The organism is Actinophytocola sp. KF-1, from assembly GCF_054661535.1.
This window is the reverse complement of record NZ_BAAFVK010000003.1, coordinates 55,891-81,090: the sequence shown is the minus strand read 5'-3', so window position 1 is coordinate 81,090 and position 25,200 is coordinate 55,891. Positions and strand designations below refer to the sequence as shown.

16 protein-coding genes and 1 pseudogene are annotated in these 25,200 nt (G+C 71.4%); 7 read left to right on the top strand and 10 right to left on the bottom strand.

Annotation, left to right across the window (positions count from 1 at the left end; translation table 11 throughout):
* The first annotated feature begins 146 nt into the window (after positions 1-146).
* The 4 genes from ACYQ77_RS10485 to ACYQ77_RS10470 all read left to right on the top strand — a co-directional run bounded on the left by ACYQ77_RS10485 (position 147) and on the right by ACYQ77_RS10470 (position 8,905).
* Positions 147-3,596: a ThuA domain-containing protein gene (locus ACYQ77_RS10485; RefSeq protein WP_459709859.1), complete on the top strand. Its 3,450-nt coding sequence runs from the start codon at positions 147-149 to the stop codon at positions 3,594-3,596.
* A 210-nt stretch (positions 3,597-3,806) separates the two neighbouring features.
* Positions 3,807-6,614: a PQQ-dependent sugar dehydrogenase gene (locus tag ACYQ77_RS10480; RefSeq protein WP_459709858.1), complete on the top strand. Its 2,808-nt coding sequence runs from the start codon at positions 3,807-3,809 to the stop codon at positions 6,612-6,614.
* 10 nt (positions 6,615-6,624) lie between these two features.
* Positions 6,625-8,310: a ThuA domain-containing protein gene (locus ACYQ77_RS10475; protein ID WP_459709856.1), complete on the top strand. Its 1,686-nt coding sequence runs from the start codon at positions 6,625-6,627 to the stop codon at positions 8,308-8,310.
* 16 nt (positions 8,311-8,326) lie between these two features.
* Positions 8,327-8,905 carry a DJ-1/PfpI family protein gene (locus ACYQ77_RS10470; protein WP_459709855.1) on the top strand — a complete coding sequence of 193 codons (579 nt, stop codon included), beginning with the start codon at positions 8,327-8,329 and terminating at the stop codon, positions 8,903-8,905.
* 999 nt (positions 8,906-9,904) lie between these two features.
* Here ACYQ77_RS10470 and ACYQ77_RS10465 read toward each other — a convergent pair.
* The 4 genes from ACYQ77_RS10465 to ACYQ77_RS10450 all read right to left on the bottom strand — a co-directional run bounded on the left by ACYQ77_RS10465 (position 9,905) and on the right by ACYQ77_RS10450 (position 17,187).
* Entirely contained in the window at positions 9,905-11,143 is a 1,239-nt protein-coding gene (locus ACYQ77_RS10465; protein ID WP_459709854.1) for a CE1 family esterase, read from the bottom strand.
* Between the two features lie 16 nt (positions 11,144-11,159).
* Entirely contained in the window at positions 11,160-14,012 is a 2,853-nt protein-coding gene (locus ACYQ77_RS10460; protein WP_459709852.1) for a glycosyl hydrolase family 95 catalytic domain-containing protein, read from the bottom strand.
* A 28-nt stretch (positions 14,013-14,040) separates the two neighbouring features.
* Positions 14,041-15,423 carry an endo-1,4-beta-xylanase gene (locus ACYQ77_RS10455; protein ID WP_459709851.1) on the bottom strand — a complete coding sequence of 461 codons (1,383 nt, stop codon included), beginning with the start codon at positions 15,421-15,423 and terminating at the stop codon, positions 14,041-14,043.
* A 117-nt stretch (positions 15,424-15,540) separates the two neighbouring features.
* Entirely contained in the window at positions 15,541-17,187 is a 1,647-nt protein-coding gene (locus ACYQ77_RS10450; protein WP_459709849.1) for a glycoside hydrolase family 27 protein, read from the bottom strand.
* A 391-nt stretch (positions 17,188-17,578) separates the two neighbouring features.
* On the opposite strand from ACYQ77_RS10450, the gene ACYQ77_RS10445 reads away from it, so the two are divergent.
* Positions 17,579-18,316, top strand: a complete 738-nt coding sequence (locus ACYQ77_RS10445) for a phosphotransferase (protein ID WP_459709848.1) — start codon at positions 17,579-17,581, stop codon at positions 18,314-18,316.
* Positions 18,317-18,323: 7 nt separating this feature from the next.
* Here the strand turns inward: ACYQ77_RS10445 and ACYQ77_RS10440 are convergent, their stop codons facing one another.
* From ACYQ77_RS10440 to ACYQ77_RS10425, 4 genes and pseudogenes are all read right to left on the bottom strand, one after another.
* Positions 18,324-18,731, bottom strand: coding sequence for a hypothetical protein (locus ACYQ77_RS10440; protein WP_459709846.1), 408 nt, complete (start codon positions 18,729-18,731; stop codon positions 18,324-18,326).
* A gap of 13 nt (positions 18,732-18,744) precedes the next feature.
* A pseudogene (locus tag ACYQ77_RS10435) lies at positions 18,745-18,909 on the bottom strand (LuxR C-terminal-related transcriptional regulator); the annotation flags it as partial.
* Between the two features lie 120 nt (positions 18,910-19,029).
* Entirely contained in the window at positions 19,030-20,676 is a 1,647-nt protein-coding gene (locus ACYQ77_RS10430; protein WP_459709845.1) for a hypothetical protein, read from the bottom strand.
* 11 nt (positions 20,677-20,687) lie between these two features.
* Complete coding sequence (locus tag ACYQ77_RS10425) at positions 20,688-22,184, bottom strand: OmpA family protein (RefSeq protein ID WP_459709843.1); 1,497 nt, start codon at positions 22,182-22,184, stop codon at positions 20,688-20,690.
* A gap of 209 nt (positions 22,185-22,393) precedes the next feature.
* Between ACYQ77_RS10425 and ACYQ77_RS10420 the strand changes: the two genes are divergently transcribed.
* Complete coding sequence (locus tag ACYQ77_RS10420) at positions 22,394-22,924, top strand: hypothetical protein (RefSeq protein WP_459709841.1); 531 nt, start codon at positions 22,394-22,396, stop codon at positions 22,922-22,924.
* Between the two features lie 65 nt (positions 22,925-22,989).
* Here ACYQ77_RS10420 and ACYQ77_RS10415 read toward each other — a convergent pair whose 3' ends face one another.
* Both ACYQ77_RS10415 and ACYQ77_RS10410 read right to left on the bottom strand, forming a co-directional pair.
* Positions 22,990-23,958: a winged helix-turn-helix domain-containing protein gene (locus ACYQ77_RS10415; protein ID WP_459709840.1), complete on the bottom strand. Its 969-nt coding sequence runs from the start codon at positions 23,956-23,958 to the stop codon at positions 22,990-22,992.
* Between the two features lie 80 nt (positions 23,959-24,038).
* Complete coding sequence (locus ACYQ77_RS10410) at positions 24,039-24,800, bottom strand: thioesterase II family protein (RefSeq protein WP_459709838.1); 762 nt, start codon at positions 24,798-24,800, stop codon at positions 24,039-24,041.
* A gap of 142 nt (positions 24,801-24,942) precedes the next feature.
* Here ACYQ77_RS10410 and ACYQ77_RS10405 point away from each other — a divergent pair, with 142 nt between their 5' ends.
* Positions 24,943-25,158: an MbtH family protein gene (locus ACYQ77_RS10405; protein WP_459709836.1), complete on the top strand. Its 216-nt coding sequence runs from the start codon at positions 24,943-24,945 to the stop codon at positions 25,156-25,158.
* Positions 25,159-25,200: the final 42 nt, after the last annotated feature.

Below are 25,200 nucleotides of genomic sequence, written 5' to 3'. Positions count from 1 at the left end.
TCCCCGGACTGTCACCGCCTTCCTCCTCGAGCACCGGCCGGTGGCGTCGTGACGTGGATTGGGAGCGCTCCCAACGGAGGTGAGCGAACAGATCTGACCGCCCTGCTCCACGACCGCCGCCTCTCCCCCTGCCTCCGGAGGCCCCCGTGCGACACGCATTCGGCAGATTCCTCGCCGTCCTCGCCTGCGCCCTGCTGGTGATCACCCTGACCGCGTCCACCTCACCCGCCGCGCCGGCCGCGGGGGAGAAAGTGCTGCTGTTCACCAAGACCGCGGGTTACCGGCACGACTCCATCCCCGCCGGTGTCGCGATGTTCCAGCAGCTGGCCGCCGACAACGGCTGGCAGCTCACGCACAGCGAGGACTCGGCCGTCTTCACCGACGCCACGCTGTCCACTTTCGACGTCGTGGTCATGTTCCAGACCTCGGGCATGGTCTGGACGAGCGCCGCGCAGCGCACCGCGTTCCAGAACTACCTGCGCGGCGGTGGCGGCATCGTCGCGATCCACAACGCCACCGACATGAACATCGAGAGCGAGTTCCCGTGGTGGGACCAGGTGCTCGGGATGACCATGACGCAGCACTCGGCGACCGTCGCGGGCACCGCGAAGGTCGCCGACCGGGTGCACCCGTCCGGGCAGGGCCTTCCGCAGCGGTGGAACCGCACCGAGGAGTGGTACAACTTCAACCGCAGCGCCCGCGGCGACGTGCACGTGCTGGTCACCGCCGACGAGACGACGTACGACCCCGGCTCGTCGCGGATGGGCCACGACCACCCGATCTCCTGGTGCCGCAACGTGGAGGGCGGCCGGGTGTGGGCGACCGCCATGGGGCACCAGGCTTCCGCGTACTCCGAGCCGCTGTTCCGGTCGCACATCCTCGGCGGTGTCCGGTCGGTGGCGGGCACCGCGGCGGCCGACTGCGGCCCGACGGTGTGGTCGAGCTACGACAAGGTCGAGCTGGACGGCAACACGGTGGCGCCCGGCACGCTCGACGTGGCGCCGGACGGCCGGGTCTTCTACACCCAGTACGGCGGGCAGCTGAAGGTCTACAAGCCGAGCACCAGGACCACGGTCACCGCCGGCACGCTCAACGTCTACACCGGCGGTGAGGACGGCCTCGCCGGCATGGCGCTCGACCCGGGCTTCGCGACCAACGGCTGGGTCTACCTGTACTACTCCCCCGCGGGCACGCAGGAGGTCAACCGGGTGTCCCGCTTCACGATCAGCGGCGACACGATCGTGTCCGGCAGCGAGCAGGTGCTGCTGACCATCCCGGCCGCGCGGCAGTCCGAGCCGGGGCACACCGGCGGCTACCTCACGTTCGGGCCGGGCGGGAACCTGTACGTCGGCGTCGGCGACGACACCAACCCGCACGAGTCCAGCGGCTACACGCCGATCGACGAGCGCTCCGGGCGCAGCCTGTTCGACGCGCAGAAGACCGCCGCGAACACCAACGACCTGCGCGGCAAGATCCTGCGCATCCACCCGGAGTCCAACGGCACCTACACGGTCCCGAGCGGCAACATGTTCGCCCCGGGCACGGCGCGCACCCGCGCGGAGATCTACGCGATGGGCTTCCGCAACCCGTTCCGGTTCACCGTGGACACCGACGGCACGATCTACATGGCCGACTACGGCCCGGACGCGGGCGCCGACAACGCGAGCCGCGGCCCCGGCGGGCTGGTCGAGTGGAACGTCATCAAGTCCCCCGGTTTCTACGGTTGGCCCTACTGCGTCGCGAACAACATCCCGTTCACCGACTACGACTTCGCCACCGGCGCGTCCGGCGCCAAGTTCAGCTGCTCCGCGCCGGTGAACACCTCCCCCAACAACACCGGGCTCACCACCCTGCCCGCCGCGCGGCCGGCCACCGTCTGGTACGGCAACGGCAGCAACGGCAACGCGTTCCCGGAGATGGGCGGCGGCGGCGAGGCCCCGATGGGCTTCCCCGTGTACCACTACGACGAGAACAACCCGTCGCCCACCAAGTTCCCGCGGTACTTCGACAGGACGCCGTTCTTCGGCGAGTGGGCGCGCAACACCCTGCACGAGTTCCGGCTGGACGACTCGGGGAACCTGTTGAAGATCAACCGGTTCCTCGCCAACCTGACGTTCCGGTCGCCGATGGACGCGAAGTTCGGGCCGGACGGCTCGCTGTACCTCCTCGAGTGGGGCAGCGGGTTCGGCAGGGACAACCCCGACTCGGCGCTGTCCCGCATCGACTACATCTCCGGTGACCGCGCGCCGGTCGCCAGGGCGACGGGCACACCGTCGTCCGGCGCGGCGCCGCTCACGGTGAGCTTCTCGAGCGCGGGCTCCGCCGACCCCGAGGGCGGCGCGCTGACCTACCGCTGGACCTTCGGCGACGGCACCACGTCCACGGCGGCCAACCCGTCGCACACCTACACCACCCGCGGCCAGTTCAACGCGCAGCTGACCGTCACCGACCCGAACGGGCGGACCGGGGTCGCCAACGTGCCGGTCACGGTCGGCAACACCGCGCCGACGGTCCGGTTCACCTCGCCCCCGCAGGGCGGCATGTTCGACTTCGGCGACGCGGTCCCGTACGCGGTGACCGTCACCGACCCGGAGGACGGCACGGTCGACTGCGCCAGGGTGGTCACCACGCCCGCGCTCGGGCACGACGAGCACGCGCACCCGCTCGACCCGCAGCCGGGCTGCTCCGGGGTGATCGCCACCCACGACGGCGGGCACAGCGCCGACTCGAACCTGTTCTACGCGGCCGACGCCGTCTACACCGACAACGGCGCGTCCGGCGTGCCCGCGTTGACCGGCCGGGCCCAGGTGGTGCTGCAGCCCAAGCACAAGCAGGCCGAGCACTTCACCCGTTCGTCCGGGGTCCGCGTCGTGTCCCAGTCCGGCGCCGAGGCGGGCGGCCGCATCGGGGACATCGACAACGGCGACTGGATCTCGTTCAGCCCGGTGAACCTGACGGGCATCGACCAGGTGTCGTTCCGCGTGTCCTCACCGGGGCCGGGCGGCACGATCGAGCTGCGGGCGGGCTCGCCGACCGGGCAGCTGGTCGCGACGGCGACGGTGGGCAGCACGGGCGGCTGGGACAACTACGTCAACCTCGCGCCGGTCACCGTGACCCGGCCGTCGGGGACCGTGGAGTTGTTCGTGGTGTTCAGGTCCACCGCGACCGCGCCGTACGACCTGGACTCGATCACGTTCGCCGGGCCGGGCGTCGGCACCCCGGGCGAGGTCACGGCCGGTCCGATCACGGGGGCGAGCGGCAAGTGCGTCGACGTCAACGGCGGCAACTCCGCGGACGGCACCCCGCTCATCATCTGGACCTGCAACGGCGGCGCCAACCAGCAGTGGACCCGCGACGGCACCACCTTCCGCAGCCTCGGCAAGTGCATGACCGCCGCGGGCACCGCCGACGGCAGCGCCGTCCAGCTGTCCACCTGCAACGGCGGTGCCGGGCAGAACTGGGCGATCGGCACCGGCGGCACGCTCGTCAACGCGGGCAAGTGCCTCGACGCCAACGGTGCGGGCACCGCCGACGGCACCCGGCTCATCGTCTGGACCTGCCACGGCGGCACCAACCAACGCTGGACCGTGTCCTGACCCCCTCTCGCAAACCTCCTCCCCCTGACCTCCCTCGCACCTCCCGCTGACCTCCCGCAGACCGGAGACCTCATGCCCGAGCAGTTCCACGCCCGACGCCGGCCGAGACGCCCCTTCGCCCGCCCTGCCCGACGCTCTCCCCATGGCAACGAACGAATCGCCGATCCTGCTCCCTGGGCCCGTACGAATGTCCCATTCGCGCGGACGAGGGTGCCCATCGTCCGGATCCTGGCGGCGTTCGCGCTGGTCGCGGCCACTATCGTACTTCCGGCCATCACCGCGCCGACGCCCGCCGCGGCGCACGCGGTGAATCCCGCCGACTTCCAGCAGGTCGAACTGGCGCGTGGCGTCGGCGAGGTCGGCGAGCCCATGTCCCTCGCCGTCCTGCCGGACCGCTCGGTGCTGCACACCGCGCGGAACGGGGTGCTGCGCAGGACCACCGCGGCCGGCGTCACCAGCGTGATCGGCACTCTGCCCGTCTACACCCACGACGAGGAGGGGCTGCAGGGCGTCGGCGTCGACCCCGGCTTCGCGAGCAACCGGTTCATCTACCTCTACTACGCGCCCCCGCTGTCCACACCGAGCGGTGACGCGCCGGCGACTGGCACGAACTTCTCCGCCTGGAACGGTGTGAACCGGCTGTCCCGGTTCACCCTCAACGCCGACTTCACGCTGAACACGGCGAGCCAGGTGACGGTGCTCGACGTGCCGACCAGCCGCGGCATGTGCTGCCACGTCGGCGGCGACATCGACTTCGACGCCGCGGGCAACCTGTACCTGTCCACCGGCGACGACACCAACCCGTTCGACTCGGCGGGCTACACCCCGATCGACGAGCGCTCCGGCCGCAACCCGGCCTACGACGCGCAGCGCAGCGCCGCCAACACCAACGACCTGCGCGGCAAGGTGCTGCGGATCAAGGTGAACGCCAACGGGTCGTACTCGATCCCGTCCGGCAACCTGTTCGCCCCCGGCACGGCGGGCACCCGGCCGGAGATCTACGCGATGGGGCTGCGCAACCCGTTCCGGTTCGGCGTCGACAAGGCCACCGGGACGCTGTACCTCGGCGACTACGGCCCGGACGCGGGCACCGCGAGCAGCACCAGGGGCCCGGCCGGGCAGGTGGAGTTCAACCGGATCACCTCGGCGGGGAACTACGGCTGGCCGTACTGCACCGGCAAGAACACCACCGCCGAGACCTATGTGGACTACACGTTCCCGTCCGGGCCGTCGGGGTCGCGCTTCAACTGCGCGGCACCGGTGAACAACTCCCCCAACAACACCGGCCTGACCACTCTCCCCGCGGCCCGCGCGGCGTGGCTCAACTACGACAACTGCTCGATCTCGGCGTTCGGCTGCGGCTCCGAGTCGCCGATGGGCGGCGTGGTGTACCGCTACGACGCGGCGAACCCGTCGACGGTGAAGTTCCCCGCCGCGCTCGACGGGCACGTCTTCCTGTCCGAGTTCGGCAGGCGCTGGATCAAGGTCGTCGACGTGAACGCCGACGGGTCGCCGGGGCAGATCAACGACTTCCCCTGGCGCGGCACCCAGGTCATGGACACCGCGTTCGGCCCGGACGGCGCGCTGTACGTGCTGGACTACGGCACCGGATGGGGCAGCGGCAACGCCGACTCCGCGCTCTACCGCATCGAGTACAACCCGGCGGGCAACCAGGCCCCGACCGCGCGGGCGAGCGCCGACCGGACGTCCGGGACCGCGCCGCTGACCGTGACGTTCTCGTCGGCGGGCTCGTCCGACCCGGAGGGCGGTGCGCTGTCCTACCTGTGGACCTTCGGCGACGGCACCACGTCGACCGCGGCCAACCCGGTGAAGACCTACACCACCAACGGCCAGCGCACGGCGACGCTCACCGTCACCGACCCGGGTGGCCGCACCGCCACCGCGAACGTGACGATCACGGTCGGCAACACGGCGCCGACGGTCACGCTGACCACGCCCGCCGACGGCGCCCTGTTCTCGTTCGGCGACACCGTGCCGTACACGATCACCGTGTCCGACCCGGAGGACGGCACGGTCGACTGCTCGCGGGTGACGCTGTCCTACCTCCTCGGGCACGACGAGCACGCGCACCTGATCACCTCCCGCACCGGCTGCTCCGGCACGCTGCAGATCCCCGCGGACGGTGAGCACGACACGGCCGCGAACCTGTACGCGGTGTTCGACGCCGAGTACACCGACGGCGGCGCGAACGGCCAGCCCGCGCTGACCACGCACACGCAGCACACGTTGCAGCCGAGGCACCGCCAGGCGGAGCACCACACCGCCCAGTCGGGCACCGCGCTGTACGACAAGGCGGCCGCGGAGGGCGGCCGGACGGTCGGCGACATCCACAACGGCGACTGGATCGCGTTCCGGCCCTACGCGCTCGGCGGCGAGACCCGGTTCGCGGCGCGGGTGTCCTCCGGCGGTTCCGGCGGCACGCTGTCGGTGCGGACCGGGTCGCCGACCGGGACCGTGCTCGGCTCGGTCACCGTGCCGGTCACCGGCGGGTGGGACACCTTCACCGAGGTGGCCACCACGCTGTCGAACGTCCCCGCCGGCACGACGACGGTGTACCTCACGTTCTCCGGCGGCAGCGGCTTCCTGTTCGATGTGGACGCCGTCACGTTCGGCGCGCCGACGGGCGGCACCACCACCCGGATCACCGGCCTCGGCGGCAAGTGCGTCGACGTCGACGGCGGCAGCACCGCGGACGGCGCCAAGATCCAGTTGTGGACCTGCAACGGCGGGACCAACCAGCAGTGGACCCGGACCGGGACCACCCTGCGGGCGCTCGGCAAGTGCATGACGGCGGCGGGCACCGCGGACGGCAGCGCCGTGCAGCTGTCCACGTGCTCCGGCAGCACCGCGCAGAACTGGTCGCCGCAGTCCGACGGCACCATCCGCACGAGCGGCGGCAAGTGCCTCGACGCGTACGGCGCCAGTTCCGCGGACGGCACCGCCCTGATCACCTGGACCTGCAACGGCGGCGCCAACCAGCGCTGGACGTTGTCGTAGGAGGCATGAGATGACGCACTCGTTCACCCGGCGCGTGCTCGGCGCGACCGCAACCGTCCTCGCCGCCCTCACGGTCGGCGCGAGCCCGCCGGCGGCCGCCGCCGACGCGCCGTACGACGTGCTGGTGTTCTCCAAGACCGCCGGTTTCCGGCACGACGCCATCCCGCAGGGCATCGCCATGATCCGGGAACTGGGCGCGGCGAACAACTTCACCGTGACCGCGACGGAGGACGCGGCGCAGTTCACCAACCTGTCCCAGTACGAGGCCGTGGTGTTCCTCAACACGACCGGCGACGTGCTGAACGCCACCCAGCAGGCGGCGTTCGAGTCCTACGTCCGGGGCGGCGGCGGGTACGTCGGCATCCACTCGGCCGCCGACACCGAGTACGACTGGCCGTTCTACGGGCAGCTGGTCGGCGCGTACTTCGCCTCGCACCCGGCGATCCAGCAGGCCACCGTCCGGGTGGAGAACCGGGCGCACCAGGCCACCCAGCACCTCGGGCAGTCCTGGACGCGCACCGACGAGTGGTACAACTTCCGCACCAACGTCCGGTCGGCCGCCCGCGTGCTCGCCACCCTCGACGAGTCCACCTACTCCGGCGGGTCGATGGGGGCCGACCACCCGCACACCTGGTGCCAGGTGGTCCAGGGTGGCCGGTCGTTCTACACCGGCGCCGGGCACACGCAGGCGAGCTACTCGGAGCAGGCGTTCCGGTCGCTCGTGCTCGGCGGCATCCGGTACGCGGCGGGCCGGACCAGGGCGGACTGCAGGCCGGAGAACGGCTACACCACGCTCTACAACGGCGCCACCACCGGCTGGTCGCAGGCCGGCCCGGGCGGTTTCACCAACAGCGACGCCACGCTCAGCTCGTTCGGCGGCCTGGGCACGCTCTGGTACAGCGCCAAGGAGTTCCGGTCGTACTCGCTGAAGCTGGACTGGCGGATGGCGGGCGACGACAACTCCGGTGTGCTGCTGGGCTTCCCGGCGAGCTCCGACCCGAACACCCACCTGAACCAGGGCCACGAGATCCAGATCGACGCCACCGACTCCGCGGACCGCACCACCGGCGCGATCTACGGCTTCCAGGCGCCCGACCTCGCCGCCCGCGACGCCGCGCTCAACCCGCCCGGCGAGTGGAACACCTTCGAGGCGCTGGTGGAGGGTGAACGGGTCCAGGTGTTCCTCAACGGCGTCAAGGTCAACGACTTCACCAACACCGACCCGAACCGGTCGCTGACCTCCGGGTACATCGGCATCCAGAACCACGGCACCGGCGACGACGTGTCGTTCCGCAACATCCGGGTCAAGGAACTCGGCACCACGCCGGCCGCCGGCCCGATCGTCGGCGCCAGCGGGAAGTGCGTCGACGTCAGCGGCGGCAGCTCCGCGGACGGCACCAGGATCCAGCTGTGGACCTGCAACGGCCAGGTCAACCAGCAGTGGACCCGCGGCGGGACCACGCTGCGCTCGCTGGGCAAGTGCATGACCGCCACCGGGACCGGGGACGGCAGCCAGGTGCAGCTGTCCACGTGCACCGGCGGCACGAACCAGAACTGGTCGGTGCAGTCCGACGGCACCATCCGCACCAGCGGCGGCAAGTGCCTCGACGCCAACGGCGGCTCGTCGGCCAACGGCACCCAGCTGATCACCTGGACGTGTCACGGCGGCACGAACCAGCGGTGGACACTCCCGTGACGGCGAAGGGAACGACATGGCACGCGTGCTGATCCTGACCGGCGACGCCGCCGAGGAACTGGACTCGATGTACCCGGTGTTCCGCCTGCGCGAAGGCGGCCACGAGGCGGTCGTGGCGGCGCCGACGACCCGGCCGGTGAAGCTGGTGGTGCACGACTTCGAACCGGACTGCGACGCCTACACCGAGAAACCCGGCCACCTGCTGCCGGTCGACGTGGCGTTCGCCGACGTGGTGCCCTCGGAGTTCGACGGCCTCGTCATCCCCGGCGGCCGCGCCCCGGAGTACATCCGCACGGACCCCGACGTGGCGCGGATCGTGCGGCACTTCTTCGACCAGGGTCTCCCGGTCGGCACCATCTGCCACGGTCCGCAGGTCCCGGCCGCACTGGGACTCCTGCGCGGCCGGACCACCGCGGCCTTCCCGCCGCTGCGGGCAGATGTGGAGAACGCGGGCGCCACCTTCGAGGACGGCCCGGACGTCGTGGACGGCGCCATGGTGTCGTGCCGCGGCTGGCCGGACCTGCCCGAGTGGTCCCGCGCCTTCATGGCGGTACTCGAGAAGGCGGTGGCGGACAAGGTGCTGCCGACCACCTGACCGCGGAGACCCGCGCGCCCGGCCACCATGCCGGGCGCGCGGCCTGCGCTCAGCGCCTGCCGGGACGACGGCCCGATCACCAGTGGGCAACCGCGCAGTCCAGTCGAGACGGCAGGCACGGCGGACAAGGCGCAGCCACCGACCTGACCGCCGATACCCCAAGCATGGCCGCGACACACCGCCGGGGACTCGGCTTGCGCACGACACGCGCGAAACCGCCGGCGCGGGGCAACCACAACCCGCTCGAGACGGCAGCCACGACGCGGCCACCCACCTGACCGAGACCCGAGCACTGCCGCATCCGACACACCGCCGGGGTCTCGGCTTGCGCACCACGCGCCGACCACCGGCGCGGGCGGCCAAGACCCCACCGCCCGCCTGACCACCGAGACCCCGAGCACCCGACACACCGCCGGGGATGCGGCTTGTGCACGACGCGCCGAAACCCCGCCTCGGAGCAAGCCACGACCCGCCCGCCAGCCCAGTCGAGACGGGCAGACAAGACCCAACCGCCCACCTGACCAACGAGTCCCCGAGCACCGCCGCGCCCCGGCACATCACACCGGGCACGCGGCTTGCGCGCGACGCGCACGAGGACATCGGCGCGTTCCCCAGTCGGGGCAACCGCACACCTGACCACCGAGACCCCGAGCACCGCCGCACCCGGCACACCACACCGGGCGCGCAGCTTGCGCACACGCGCCGACCACCGGCCCGGGCGGCCAAGACCCCACCGCCCACCTGACCACCGAAACCCCAGGCACCGCCGCGCGCGAGGACATCGGCGCGTTCCCCAGTGGGGCAACCGCAACCCACCCACCGGACCACCGAAACCCCGAGCACCGCCGCGCCGGACCATCCGGGGACTCGGCGTGCGCGCGACGCGGCCGAAACCGGGCAGCCACACCATGCCCGGTCAGCACAGCCGAGATGGCCGCTCGCGCCGGACGCCGGCTCGTCACGACGAGCCGGCGTCCGGTGCACCCCCGGCGGACGGTGTCAGACGATCGTGCACGCGGCGCCGTTCAGGGTGAACGACGTCGGTTCCCCGGTGTTGCCGGTGTGACTGGCCTGGAAGCCGATGCTGACCGACGCGCCCGGTGCGATGCCGGGGTTGTAGGTCACGTTCCTGGCCGTCACCTGTCCGGAGGCGGGCGCGTAGCTCGCGTTCCAGCCGGACGTGATGGTCTGGCCCGCCGGGAGGGTGAAGACCAGCGACCAGCCGTTCACCGCGGCGGTGCCGGTGTTGGTGATGGTGATCTCCGAGGTGAGGCCGCCGTTCCAGGCGTTGACCGTGTCGCTGACGCGGCAGGCGCCCGGCTCGGGCTCCGGGTCCGGGTCGGTGCTCTGGAACTGGGTGAAGAACTTCCACACCTCACCCGATGTCCACGTCCGCCACCCGTCACCGCCGCCGTCGACCGGGCCTGGGGTGTGGCCGCCGTCGAACGCCGCCCACACCACCGGGTACCCGGACCGGCATCCCGAGTAGGCGGTGACCACGTGGCTGCGGCTGCCGGGCGCGGGCTCGGGCGGGTTCTGCGCGGTGCAGCCGTTGTTGCGGACGAACGTGTCCCGCAACCCCCGGCCCAGGGAGATCCCGAGCACGTTGTCGGAAATGCCGTGGATGCCCATGTACGCGATCGGCTGGGTGCCGCCCGCGCACCCGCTCAGCTGCGCACCCGAGTACACCGCCACCGCGCGGAACACCCCCGCCCTGGCGCAGGCGAGCGCGTAGCTCATGCCGCCGCCGTAGCTGAACCCGCCCGCGAAGATCTGCGTGGTGTCGACGCACAGCCCCGCCTGCAACTGCCGCAGCATGTCGTCGACGAACGTCACGTCCTGGCCGCCGGAGTTGGCCCAGCCGTTGCCGATGCCCTGCGGCGCCACGAAGATCGTGCCGTTGCCCGCGCTGTCCGCGAGCCGCCGCAGCCCGTAGTACGACCAGTTGTAGCCGTCCGTGCCGCCGGAGTCGACGTCGTTCGCGGTGCCGCCGCGCCAATGGAACCCGAAGATCAGCCGGTACTGCCGGTTCATGTCGTAGTCGGCGGGCAGCCGCAGGATGTAGGTGCGGTTCTGGCCGCTGCTCTGGATCGTGTGGTTGCCGCTGGCGAGTGCCGGCGGCTTCCCGCACCCGGCGGAGGCGGCCGCCGTGCCGACCTCCGCCGGTGCCACGGGCGCGGCCAGGACGAGAAGTGCGGCGACCGCGACGGACCCGAACAGGGATCTGTGTTTTCGCATCGCATGACTCCCTCTGCTAGACGCGTTGGAGCTGGAACCTCTGGTTGGCGGCGCCGGTCACGGTCCACTGGGAGATGCGGGCGCCGTCGGTCGTCGCCGCCGACCACACGTCCATGGCCAGGCCGCTCAGCCGGTTGACGAGGCTGACCACGCCACTCCCCTGGTCGACGACCCGCCACTGCTGGCTGGTGGCGCCGGTGTCCGGCTGCTGGGTGATGTCCGCGCCGCTGCCGGCACTCGCGACCTGCAGCACGAGGCCGCTGTGCCGTGCCCGCACCCGGTAGTGGCCGCCGCCCGCGTCGACGAAGTCGAACTGCTGGTTGGCGCCGCCGGTGGCCGCCCACTGGTGCAGCAGCGCACCGGCCGCGGTGGACACCCCGCTGATGTCGGCGAGCTTCCCGCTGTGCTGGGCGACCAGCCGGTAGTACACCCCCGGCTCCACCACCGAACCGGACTCGCTCCCGGTCGCCCGGTAGGTGTGCCCGGCCTGGACGGTGAACTCGGCCAGGTCGCTCTCGGGCTTCGCGGGCGTGACGACGGCGCCGGCGGTGGTGTCGCGCAGTTCGTAGGTGCCGGTGAACAGGCGGCTGCGGACCCGGACGGTGCCCGCCCGGTCGGGTGTGACGGTCAGCGACGTGATCCGGCCACCCGACCACGTCGCGCCCACGGTGTGCCCGCCCCGGCCGCGCAGGCCCGTGACGCTCCCCGTCGGCCACGCGGGCGGCAGCGCGGGCAGCACGTGCAGCTCGCCGTTGTGGCTGTGCAGCAGCATCTCCGCGATGCCCGACGTGGCGCCGAAGTTGCCGTCGATCTGGAACGGCGGGTGCAGGTCGAACATGTTGGGCGCGAGCCGCTCGATCGTGACGAGGTCGCGCACCAGCTTGTGCGCCCGCGCGCCGTCCTCCAGCCGCGCCCAGAAGTTGATCTTCCAGGCGAGTGACCAGCCGGTGCCCGCGTCGCCGCGCAGCTCGAGGGTGCGGCGGGCGGCGTCGAACAGCGCCGGCGTGCCACGCCGCGTGATCTGGTTGCCGGGGTGCAGGCCCCACAGGTGCGAGACGTGCCGGTGGTTCGGTTCGGTCTCCACCCAGTCGTACAGCCACTCCTGGACGTTGCCGCGCGACCCGACCTTCATCGGCGCGAGCCGCTGCCGCGCCGACCGGACCTGGGTGCGGAAGCCCGCGTCCACGCCGAGCACCTCGCTCGCGCTCGCGGCGCCGTCGAACAGGTCGCGCAGGATCTGCATGTCCATCGTGGGGCCGGCACACACGCTGACCCCCGCGTGGTGCGCCAGCTCCGGCGAGTTCGACGGGTTGGTGACCAGCGTCCCCAGGCTCGGTTCGGTCACCAGCGTGTCGAGGAAGAACTGGGCGGCGCCCTTCACCGCCGGGTAGTTGGCGCGCAGGAACTCGACGTCGCCGGTGAACCGGTAGTGGTCCCAGACCAGCGAGGCGAGCCACGCCCCGCCGGTCTGCCACATGCCCCAGAACGCGCCGTCGACCACCGAGGTGCCCCGCCACGCGTCGGTGTTGTGGTGGGTGACCCAGCCGGACGCGCCGTACTGGGCCTGGGCGGTGCGGGCGCCGGTGACCGCCAGCTCGCCGAGCATGCGGAACACCGGTTGCAGGCACTCGCCGAGGTTGGTGGTGTCGGCGGGCCAGTAGTTCATCGGCAGGTTGGCGTTGATCGTGTACTTCGCGTCCCACGGCGGGCTCATCTGGTCGTTCCAGATGCCCTGCAGGTTCGCGGGCTGGGTGCCCGGCCGGGACGAGGAGATCAGCAGGTACCGGCCGTACTGGAACAACAACGCGGAGAACTGCGGGTCGCTGACCGAGCCGTGCTGGGCGATCCGGACGTCGGTCGGCTGGTCGGCCGCGGCCGTGCGGCCGAGGTCGATCGTCACCCGGTTGAACAGCGCCTGGTGGTCGGCGACGTGCCGGGCCCGGAGGGTGTCGAACGGAACGGCCTGTGCCGCGCCCAGCCGTGTCCTGGCGAGGCCCTGGTAGTCGCCGTTGACGGTGCGGTAGTCGACGTAGCTGGTGCCGATGGACACCAGCAGTGTCACGGCGTTCGCGCCGGAGACCCGCAGCGTGCCGCCCGTGCTGCCGGTGGTGCCGCCCTCGGCGACGACCCTGGCCAGCGCGAGGAACCGGACCGATCCCGCGATGCCCCGCGCGTCGCCGGAGACGCCGTCCAGCGCGATGGTCGCACCGTCCGGACTGAACGTCGTGACCCGCTGCGGGCTGGTGAACGCGGCCGAGAACGAGATCGCGCCCGCCGTCGCGGCGGTCAGCCGCATGACGATCACCTGGTCCGGCGCGCTGGCGAACACCTCGCGGCGGTGCCGCACCCCGCCCACGACGTAGGTGACCACCGACGTCGCGGTGGTGAGGTCGAGCCACCGCTCGTAGCCGGAGACGCCGGTGTTGCCGGGCAGGGTGAGCCGGAGGTCGCCGACCGGCTGGTACGGCAGCTGCGCGGCGGGGCTGCCGAGCATCGTCTGGTCGATCAGGCTCTGCGCCTGGCTCCACTGGTTCGCGAACACCAGCTGCCGGATCTGCGCGATGGCGCCCGCCCCGCGCGGATTGGTGTAGTCGTGCGGGCCACCCGCCCACACCGTGTCCTCGTTGAGCTGCAGCCGTTCGGTGTCGGTGTTGCCGAACACCATGGCGCCGAGGCGGCCGTTGCCGACCGGCAGCGCACGCAGCCAGTCGGCGCCGGCCGCCTCGTCGTACCACAGCGCGAGGTCACCGGCGGCCCGCACGCCGGCAGGCGCGGCGGAGGCCGGGCGGACGGCGGCCGTCCACCCGGCGCCCGCCAGCACGCCGGCCGCGCCGAGCCGCATCGCCTGCCGTCGCGTCAGGTCCGGCATCGGGCGGCTCCGTCCCCGGGTGCGGTGGTCACTGGCTGCTCCAGCGCTGGTTCGCGCCGCCGGTGCAGCTCCACAGCTGGACCTGGGTGCCGTTGGCGGTCGCGGCGCCGACGACGTCGAGGCACAGTCCCGACTGGACGTTCCTGATGGTGCCGTCGCTGTTGCGGGTCCACTTCTGGTTGGTGCCGCCGTGACAGGTCCAGATGATCACCGCGGTGCCGTTGGCGGTCCCGGCGCCCGACGCGTCGAGGCAGCGCCGCGAGTCTCCCGTGTAGACGGACAGCTCCTGCGCCGAGGTGTAGGTCCACTGCTGGTTCGCGCCGGACCAGCAGTCCCAGATCTGCACCCGGGTGCCGGTCGCGGTGGTCTGGTTGGGCACGTCGAGGCACCGGTTCGCGGCGACCGCCCGGATGGGCGTGCCCGTGCCGGGGTTGCCGGTGCCGCCGCCGTTGAGCACGTCGAGGACCGCTTGGTAGGCCTGCTTCTTCTGGTAGTTGGAGTCGAACAGCAACGGCGTTTCGCTGGCGCGCCAGCTGTAGCGGTCGGTGACGCCCCAGACGGTGATGCCGGTGCAGCGCGCGATCGCCATGCACGCCTGGGTGACCTGCCGGTACACGTTCGCCTGACCGGAGCCGGAACCACCCACGTCCAGCTCGGTGATCTGCACGTCCACGCCGAGGTCGGCGAAGCGCTGCAGGTTGGCCTGGTAGCTGCTGAGGTTCGACGACGAGCTGAGGTGGCTCTGGAACCCGACGCAGTCGATCGGCACGCCCCGGTTCTTGAAGTCCGCCACCATGTTGTAGATGCCGGTGCTCTTCGCGTTGATGCCGTCGGTGTTGTAGTCGTTGTAGCAGAGCTTCGCGCCGGGGTCGGCGGCGCGGGCGGCGCGGAAGGCGGCCTCGATCCAGTCGTTGCCGGTGCGCTGCAGGTTCGAGTCGCGCCGCGCGCCGCTGGAGCCGTCGGCGAACGCCTCGTTCACCACGTCCCACGAGTGGATCTGGCCGCGGAAGTGGGTGGCGACCTGGGTGACGTGGTTGATCATCGCCGACCGCAGGTCGCTGCCGGACAGGTTCTGCGCCCACGGCGGCTGCTGCGCGTGCCAGAGCAGGGTGTGGCCGCGCACGCTCATGCCGCGAGCGCGGGCGTAGCTGACGATCTGGTCGGCGCTGCCGTAGCTGAACTGGTTCCGGTTGGGTTCGGTGGCGTCCCACTTCATCGCGTTCTCGGGGACGACACTGTTGAACTCACGGCTGAGCGTGCCGGAGTAGGAGCCGTCGCCGAGGAGGTTGGGGGCGACGGCGGCGCCGAAGTAGCGGCCGCTCTGCGCCGCCGCGGCGCCGAGCGTGTCGGCGGCGCTCGCGGTGCCCGCGGTCAGGACGAGACCGGTCGCCGCGAGGCACGCGGTCGTCACCGCCGAAAGCACCGCACGGAGGCGCACTGGTGATCTTTTGGTCATGACTGCCCTCGTTTCGTCGTCAATGGGACGTCAGCAGGGTGAACAGGGGTGTGTGGTTCCCGGCGCCGTCGATCAGGCGCGCGACCAGCGCTGGTTGGGCTGGCCGTTGCAGGTCCAGAGGATGGTGGCGGTGCCGTTGGCGGTGCCCGCCTGGTTGACGTCGAGGCAGAGCCCGGCGTTGGCGTTGCGGATGGAGCCGTCCGCGCCCAACGTCCAGCGCTGGTTGGCCTGCCCGTTGCACGGCCAGATGATCACGCGGGTGCCGTTGGCCGTGCCCTGGTTGTAGGCGTCGAGGCACTTGTCGCCGAAGACGCGGATCTCCCCGCCCTCCCACGTGGTCCAGGACTGGTTCGCGGCCGTGTGGCAGTCCCAGATCAGCACGGTGGCCCCGGCGGCGGTCGACGCGCCGTCCACGTCGAGGCACCGGTTCGAGCCCGCCCCGCGCAGCCGGGACGTCGTCGCGGCGAGCGGTGTGCCACCGGACACCCGGTACGCGGCCACCCCGTGCGCGGGCACGCTCGCACTGATCTGCCCGGACGTGGTTGCGGTGCCGCCGGTCCACAGGTCGGTCAGCGTGAACGACGCGCCGGACAGGCCGACCTGCGCCGCCGTCGTGCTGACGGTGGCGGTCGCGCTCCCCCGGTTGAACAGTCCGACCGCGACCGACCCGTCGGCGAGCGACTTGGCGAACACCTCGACGTTCCCGTCGTCGCGCACCCGGCGCCCGCCCGCGCCGAGCCGGTCCTGGTTCACCGCGATCAGGCGCGGGTTGCGCAGGACCGCGCTGACGTCGGCGGACATGGTGCGGATGTCGTTGCCCGCCATCAACGGCGCCGCCATCAGCGCCCACAGCGCGAAGTGCGCCCGCGACTCGGTCAGCGTGAGCCCCGGCCTCCCGACCACCAGCATGTCGGGGTCGTTCCAGTGGCCCGGCCCGGCCTGCGCGGCAAGCGGCGCGGTGACGTCGACGACGTTGCCGACACCCATCGGGTAACTGTTGGTGTTGCCGTTCTGCCAGATGTCGAGGAGGTCCTCCGTGGTCCGCCACAGGTCGGCGACCGCGCCCCAGTTGTACTTGTCGCCGGTGATGGCGTGGAAGCTGTTGGGGTTGATGCTGTAGACGATGGGCCTGCCGGTCGCGCGCAGCGCGTCGCGCATCAGCGAGAACCGGGCCACCTGCTGGTCCCGCGTCCCGTCCGGGGAGCACCAGTCGTACTTCAGGTAGTCCACGCCCCACGAGGCGAACGTGTTCGCGTCCTGCACCTCGTGCCCCATGCTGCCGGTCGAGCCGGGATGGGTGCCGACGCGCTGGGCACAGGTCCGTTCCGTGGGCACCTGGTAGATCCCGAACTTCAGCCCGCGCGAGTGGATGTAGTCGCCGAGCGCCTTCATGCCGCTGGGGAACTTCGTGGGGTGCGCCCGGAGGTTGCCCTGCGCGTCGCGTTGCGGGTCGAACCAGCAGTCGTCCACCACCACGTACTGGTAGCCCGCGTCCCGCATCCCGGAGCTGACCATGGCGTCGGCGGCCTGCCGGACCGCCGTCTCGGTCACGCCGCACCCGAAGCTGTTCCAGCTGTTCCACCCGAGCGGCGGTGTCACGGCCGGGCTCCCCGGCGCCGCCACCGCCACCGTCCGGTGCGATCCGGCGGGGACCACGACCAGTCCGACCGCCACCACCGCGGTGAGCACGGCCGCGAGAAGCTCTCGAACGCCACGCATGAAGAAACCCCCATCGTCTTTGACGGCAGAAGCACGGCCCACCACGGAGCCGCGTCCGATCAGGTTCCTGCGAAATGGAGAAATGCTACGATGTGAACGCTAACACAGTGGGCGGAGCGGAACAAGACCACTACACAGCGCTGTTCCACCGAAACTTTCGCCAGCCGGGACGCATCCGACGTGATCGCAAACAACCGCAGCGAAAACAACAGGAAATCGTCAACCACCGTTATCTGGAGCGCTCCCACAGCGCGGTTACCGCAGTTCCGGGCCAGGGATGCGCACCCCCTCGCCCGCGGGCGAGCCGCGGCGATGAGTCGTACCCATCCCGCCGCGTGCGTGCCCGGTAAACGTCGCGACGTCCGTGCTCGCCCCCGCGACAATGACCGGCATGGACGAGGTCGAGGTGGTCGTCGCCCACCACGAGTGCGCGACCCTGCGCGTCGGCGACGTGTTCCTGAAGATCGACGCCGACCAGGCACGTACCGACGTCGAGGTGGAGGCGATGGCCCTGGCGCCGGTCCCGACCCCGGACGTCCGGTGGCGCGAGCCGCCCGTGCTCGCGCTCGCCGCCCTCCCGGGGTCGGCCCTCGGCCGCCTCGGCGAACCGTCGACCGCGTCGGCGGCGGCCTGGGCCGCGGCGGGTGCCGCCGTACCCGCACTGCACGACGCCCCGCTGCCGCCGTGGCCCGGGAGGAGCCCCGCCGACGTCGCGGCGCGCCTCGACGAGGAATGCGCGTGGCTCGTCGCGAACGACGTCCTGCCCGCCGAGCTGGTCACCCGCAACCGCGCGGTCGCCGACGCCGCGCTGCGGCCGTGGACACCGGTGTTCGTCCACGGCGACCTGCAGGTGGCGCACGTGTTCGTCGACGGCGACGAGGTCACCGGCATCATCGACTGGACGGAAGCCGCCAGGGGCGACGCCCTGTTCGACCTCGCCACCCTCACCCTCGGGCACGAGGAGCACCTCGGCGACGTCGTCGCGGGCTACGGCACCGGCGTCGACCTCGACGTGATCCGCGCCTGGTGGTCGCTGCGCAGCCTGCTGGGCGTCCGCTGGCTGGTCGAGCACGGCTTCGACCCGGCAGCCCCGGGCTGCGAGATCGACGTGCTGAAGTCCGTGGTGTGACACCGCGTCAGTCGTCGCGGGCGCGGCCCCACGCCACGAGGTTGACGACCAGGCCGGCCACGATGGCCAGGCTCGCGAGCACGATCACCACGATGTGGGCCTGGCTCGCGTCGTCGAGCGCGACGTCCGTGACGCGGCCGTCGGTGACCTCGTACCGCACGAGGACCGTCTCGCCGACGTGGTGAGCGGACCCGTTCTCCGGCACCGTCGCCACCTCGGTGCCGTCCGGGCCGGGGTAGGACACGACCACCGAGACGCTGCGCCCGCTGGCGGTGCGCTCGGTGACGGTGCCCTCGGCCGCCGGCCACGACGCGCGGTCGTTCGCCGTCCGGATGGTGAACACCAGCACCAGCACCGCACCGAGCAGGAACAGGCCGAGGAACACCCGCCCCGCCCGCGATCGCAGCTTCCCCATGGACGACCTTTCCTCACCCGCACGGCTCGCGGCAGCGTAGCCGACCGCACACATGCCCCGGCTGCTCGCGGACGGTGAGCTGCCCGGCCAGCGCGGCACGGGACCGGATGCCGAGCTTCGTGTAGACCTTGCGCAGGTGGTACTCAACCGTCTTCGGGCTCAGGACCAGCGCTGCGGACCTCCTCCAGTTCGCCCGCGGCGACGTCGGCCCAGCGCACCGCCCCGCGTCCGCCCGATGGCCGGCTGCCCGGTACGCGGCTCGATCCGCAGCGCGCTGACGTACTCGGCCATAGTCTCTCTATCTCAGTATGTTGCTCATGACCGCTGATGTGGCGCGCGCCGCCGTGCCCTGGTCGGCTTCGGCGCTCGGGCTGAGGACCGCCGTCACGATGACCGCGACGACCGCGAAGCCGACGCCGGCGAACATCCACGTGTGGGGTGGTTCCGGCACGGGTGGCAGGTCGATGGGCCGGGGCCCGGCGATGACCAGCTGACCGTCCCGCGGTTGCATCAGGGGCGTGAACCTGGTGGGCTCGGCGGACGGCTCCGGCTCGGGTGCGGCGCCGGCCGCGTGTGGGAGGGCCATCGCCGGCGTGTGGTCGAACACGGTAGGGCGGTCGGCGAGCCACTCGTTGACCCGAGCCAGCTTCATCCGCAGATCGGCGCGGATGGGCTCGCTGTCGGTGAGTTCCGGGAGCGCCTCGCGTTCGAAGGAGGCGAAGTCGAGTTGGTTGTGGGGTAGGCCGAACCACGTCCACGCGAGCTGGATGGAGCGCCAGTAGTCGGCGACCGTCTGGGTGCGGATGCGTGCCGCGGTCGCCGACAGCAGGTCGGCGTCCGCGAGGGCGGCGAGCGCCTGCTCACGTTCGTCCGCCACCGCATCGCGGGCGAACTGGAGTTTCTCGTTCAGCTCCGCCATCGCCTCGCGTTCGGCGCGCAGCCGGTCGCCGAGGAGGTTGCCCCGGCAGTAGAGCCGTGCCATCAGCACGACCAGGACGCCGAGGATGAGTCCCACGATGACGCCGAACAACGCCGCCTCGAAGATCGACAGGCCGGCTCGCTTGCCGAGCACGGCGACACGGACCCCGCCGATCGCGGCGATGAACGACGCGAGCCCGACGAGGACCTTGTACGCGAAGGCCATGCGGCGGTCGGCCTCGTCCACTTCCTCCAGGGTGGGGGTCGGCCGGTCCGAGACGATCCGGCCCGTCTTCAACGGCCGGTTGTAGTCGCCGACCGCACCGCGCCGGTCGACGCTCACGCGTTCGGCGGCCACGTACAGGCGGGCGCACCACTCGATCGCCAGTACTTGCAGCCCGGTCAGGCCGATACCGATGGCCCAGCGGAACACGCTCCCGGAGCTGCTCTCGAAGGACAGGTTCAGCAGCGGCTTCCACAGCAGCAGGATGTCGAGCGCGCCGAGGAGAGTCGCGGCGAGGATCCGCCACCCGCTCGCCCACGACTCCTCGGTGTGGCGCGAGTCGCCCTCGGCGCTCCGCTGCCTTGCCAGCTCCTCGTCGACCTGTTGCACGGCCTGCAACCGACGGCCGCTGATGGTCTCGCCGTCCGGACCGGTGACCGGTTCGTCGAGCAGGCCGGTGGCGTGTTCGATGTGGTCGACGGCCGTCGCCAGCCGGGTGGCCGCCGTGACCTCCAGGTCGGTGACCCGCTTGTCGATGTCGGTCGAGTACTTCACCGCCAGGCTTCGGCAACTGGCCGCGGCGAGCGGGACGGTACCGCTCGCCGCCTCCTCGATCGGTTGGCCGTGGTAGGTCTGGTCGGTCTGGGGGTCGACCACGTTCACGTAGGTCGTGACCGCGGCGGTCCACACGCCCGGGTCGACCGACCCCAGCGCCGGGAGCGCCTGGCGCGGGACGTTCTCGGCGTGGAACGCGCCCTGGGGAAGTCCTGGGTACTCGGGCATCGTTGTCTTCGACATCTTCATGTTCTGCCTTCTCAGCGGGTGACGAGTTGGATGACGACGACCCGTTGGGCCGGTGACGTGGGCGGTTGGGACGGGTCGGCCCGTTCGTCGAAACCGACACCCCGAGTGGTGATCGCCGCGCCCGCCACGCCGTCCTTGCGCAGCAGAGCGGCGATGGCGTCAGCCCGCGCGGTCGACAGGCGGATCGCGCCGTCGCGGCCGCCGAACCTGGCGCAGTAGCCGGTGACACGCACCCGGTACCGGTCGGGCTCCGCCTTGTACGCCGCGACGACCGCGCTCACCGCGACGTGCACGGCGGCTGAGTCGAGCAGTGTCGCGGTGTCCGGTGCGAACGCGGCGTTGTCGATGCGAGGCGGGGGTGGCGGCTCGTCGTCCACCGGAGGTGGTGGCGGTGTCACCGGGGTGGGTTCCGGCATGGGCACGATCGGCGGGACCGCTGACGCGTTCGGCCACGGCGCACGGGTCGCGTTCTCGCGGAGGGGGTCGGTGACCACGGCACCGAGTTGTTCGGCGAGCGTCCTGATGAATGTGGTCCGCCAGGTTTCCGAACGCGGTGTCAGCGGTTCCTGATTCGCGCCGACGGGATTCAGGAGGATTACGTGCAGGTTCACCATGCTCAGATCCAGATTGCCGAGTGAGCCTTTCTTCAGTTCGTCCACCGCCTGACTCGGGTCGGCCTCGTTCTCCGTCATCGTCGAGATGCTCAACGGGTCGACCGAGGCTGACAGCACGGTCGTCGACAACCACACCTCCACCGGCACGCCGCTGTTCGCGGCCTCGTCCGCCCCGACGCGAAGTGCTTGGTACAGCGAGAAACCGTCGGTGCCTGCCGAGGCTCCGGCCAGTTGGCCGGTCAGCGTCGCCACTCGCCGGTCGACCGTCGCGGCACGCCGTGCTTCGTCGTCCACCCGGTCGCCGTCCTGAGTGACGTCCAGGTCCACCGTGCCGATCTTCTGCGCCCGGCCACCCACGGCGTACGCGGTCAGCGTGGCGCCGCCTTCGTCGGCCGCTTCATGGATTCGGTCCTCCAGCGGCTGCGGCAGGATGCCCGGCGATCGCGTCGTCTTCTCCGCGATCCAGATGATGTCCTGCGTCTCCGGCACTTCCGGCTCGCCTAGCACCACCATGAGGGCGCCGATCAGCGCGACCACTCCAACGGACGCGAAGGCGATCTTGTGATTTTTCGTCAGCCCCTGACGACTTTTTCGCCGGCCTCCGCCTGTCGGGTAGTAGCGGCTCACCCAATCCTCCAGAAACACATTGACGAACGAGATATCCAGTCGCTCGACGTGGTACTCGCCATGGTCATGCTGGTTGTTACCCTCCGCATCCAAAAAAGATCCCCGGATGGCGGTTGCATCCACAGCGCCATCACCCTTGCGGGTGATTCGACAAAATTTCGGAAACGTCGCAGATTGGGTTAACCCTGAACGGCGGATGTTCTTGTCGAACGCCGCGCCGCCCGCGGGCGGTGTGCTGACACTCCACTGACTCGACCGCTTCCCCACGGCCGCTCTCCCGGCGTGATGCCTCGACACCTCATCGAGCGATCGCAGGCGCACTCGATGGAGCGAAACCGCCTGCAGGGGCATCGGATCCGTGCCGGAGGCTCAACCTCCCATCGAGCGACTGTGAACACCCGGTCGAGTGTTCTGAACCGATCGGCCACGCCCGACGTCCCGTGTTCGGCAGGGCAGCCGAGAGAAAGCCGGACACGATGACAGAACCCGCGGAGCCGCAGGCCCCGACCCGGCGCGCCGCGTGGTGGTGGCTCGCCGGTGCCGTCGTGGTCGTCGCCGCGGTGGCGGTGACCCTGGTCCTCACCACGGGCCACGCGGGCGGCGGCGAGAACGCGGAACGCGCGAGTCCCGCAGGCACCACGGCGGGCGGCGGCCAGGACCTCGGCACCCCCGAGGCGGCCGCCGAGTCCTTCGCCGCGGCCGCCAGGTCCGGGTCCGGTGCGAAGCTGCTGTCGCTGGCGTGCGTCGGGCACCTGTCGTGCGTGGCGGAGCACGCGGCCGGCCTGGACGCCGCCCGCCTCGCCGACGCGCGCGCCGTGATCAGCGAGAACGCCTACGAACTCGCCCACCACCTCGAGGGTGCGGTGTTCGCCCCGGCGGTCGACGGCGCCGCGCCGGGCACCAAGGACGTCCCGTACCGCACCCCCGCGATGGCCGAGGGCACCACCCTCACGCTGACCTTCGTCCACTCCGGCGGCGCCTGGCTGTACCTCGGGCCCGCCGGCTGATCACGGACGTGCCTCCCGGCCGGCGGTGCTCGACGACGCCACCGGACCGGCCGGGATGCGGCCCGTCAGCCCGGCCGGTCAGGACGGAACACCACGGTCGCCGGGGACTCCACGTCGGCACGCTCGCTCTGCAGCAGAGCCACACCGAGCGCGGTGAGGGTGTGCAGCACGGTGTTCCTGTTGCGGCGAGTGGTGATGAGGCCGGCCTCGCGCAGCACGGTGGCGTGCTGGCTGGCGCCGGCGGACGAGATGTTGACCCGCCGGGCGAGTTCGCTCGTCGTGCAGGTCTCGGCCAGTGCGCGGAGTGCGGCCGCGCGGGTCTGGCCGACCAGGGCGGCCAGCGCGTGGTCGTTGGGTTGCGCCATGCCGCAGAGCATGGCAATCGCGGTCGTGGCGCGGGGGATCGCGTAGACGAGCGTGGGCGGCGCGGTGCGCTGGTTCGCGTCGACGAGGACGCACGGGTGGTCGCCGAGGAACAGGGACGGGCTCAGCAGCAGGCCGCGCGCGTCGAGGTGCACGTCCAGGTGCCGCTCGTCGGGGATCTCCAGTACCGGCGACCGCCAGCGGACCTTCGGGTGCAGGGTGCTGAGCATCCGCTCCACACCCTTGGTGATGACGATCCGGCCCCGCGCCTCCCGTTCCAGTTCCATCCGGCTGTACGCCTGCCGCCAGTACGGCAGCACGGCGGCGCGGCAGAACTCCGACAGCCGCGCGATCGCCTGCGTGCGCGGCGCTTCGGCGCTCGCCTGGTCCAGCAACCACAGCAGGTCCGACAGCGGCCTGCCCGACGGCGCCAGCCGCTCGACGGCGTCCACCCGGTGTCTCAGCCGGCCGCGGACCTGTGCACGCCAGGTCCTGAACGCCACGTTGTTCTCACCCATGAACAGGTTGAGCGCGAAAACGCTCTCCGCGATCGGCCCCAGCGTGACCCGCATTCGCACGCGCGCCAGCGCCTCGGCGGTGAAATGTAATCTCAGCACGTCAATTCCCCGGACATTCTCGATGAACGCGCCGATGACCGGGATGACGAACAACGTCGGCAGACCACGGGGTCGACAGGCGAAGGGTCGCGTCCTTCGTCGCGCCCGTGTTTCCCGGGGCCCGACAGTTGAACCTAGTTGCCGGACGTGGACCTCGCAAGCCGAGCACCGAGCCGCCTGCCGATGTCGCCGGTCAACCGGTCCGCGGCGGCTTTCAGGTAGAAGTGGTCGCCGGGGAACTCGACCACGTCGAAACCGGCATTCGTGATCTCGGACCAGGCCTGCATCTGCCACGGCCGCACGCACGGGTCGCGGTCCCCGACGTACGCCACGACGGGCACGTCCACCACCGGGTCCGCGCTCGGCCGGTACGTGTCGGCGATCCGGTAGTCGGCGCGGATCGGCGGCAGCAGCAGGGCGCGCAGGTCCGGGTCGTCGAGCACCGCCGCGCCGGCCGGGTCGAGCGCGCGGACGTCCGCGAGCAGGGCGTCGTCGTCCTGGTGCGGGTCGCGGGGGCGGTGGTGCCGGGGCGGCAGGCGCGCGGACACGAAGAGGCCGTGCACCAATGGGTTCCCCATCCGCAGCGCCACCTCGTGCGCAGCGGACGCGCCCATGCTGTGCCCGAACAAGGCGAGCGGCCGGTCGAGGAACGGGTCGAGCGCGGCGGTGACCGCGTCCGCCAGCTCGTGCAGGTCGGCCGGGCACGGTTCGTGCCCGCGGTCCTGCCTGCCCGGGTACTGCACGGCGAGCACCTCGACGTCAGCGGGCAGCAGCGCGGGCCACGACCGGTAGGCGCTCGCCGACCCACCCGCGTGCGGAAAGCACACCAGCCGCAGCCGGGAATCCGGAATCGGGCGGAACCGGCGAAACCACGACGAACCGACGCGTGCTGCCATATCCACCATGCTCGCAGCCCGCGCGCGGGAAACAATGGCGCGCCGACGTGTTTCGGCGCTGGCTGAAGGACGTTGAGAACACCGCCGGGGTGGCGAACGATCGAACGAGACCATGCCCGTGCGCGGCGGAGGGAAAACGCGGATGTCCAATCCTTTCGAGGACGAGAACGGAACATATCTGGTGCTCGTGAACGACGAGGGCCAGTACTCGCTGTGGCCGTCGTTCGCGGACGTTCCGGCGGGCTGGCAGGTGGCGCACGAGGAAGCGGGCCGCGAGGAATGCCTGGCCTACGTCGAACAGCACTGGACGGACATGCGGCCGCGCAGCCTGGCGGAGGCGATGGACCGGCACGGCTGATCCGGAGACACGACGACGCCGGGCTGAGCGACCGGTCCAGCG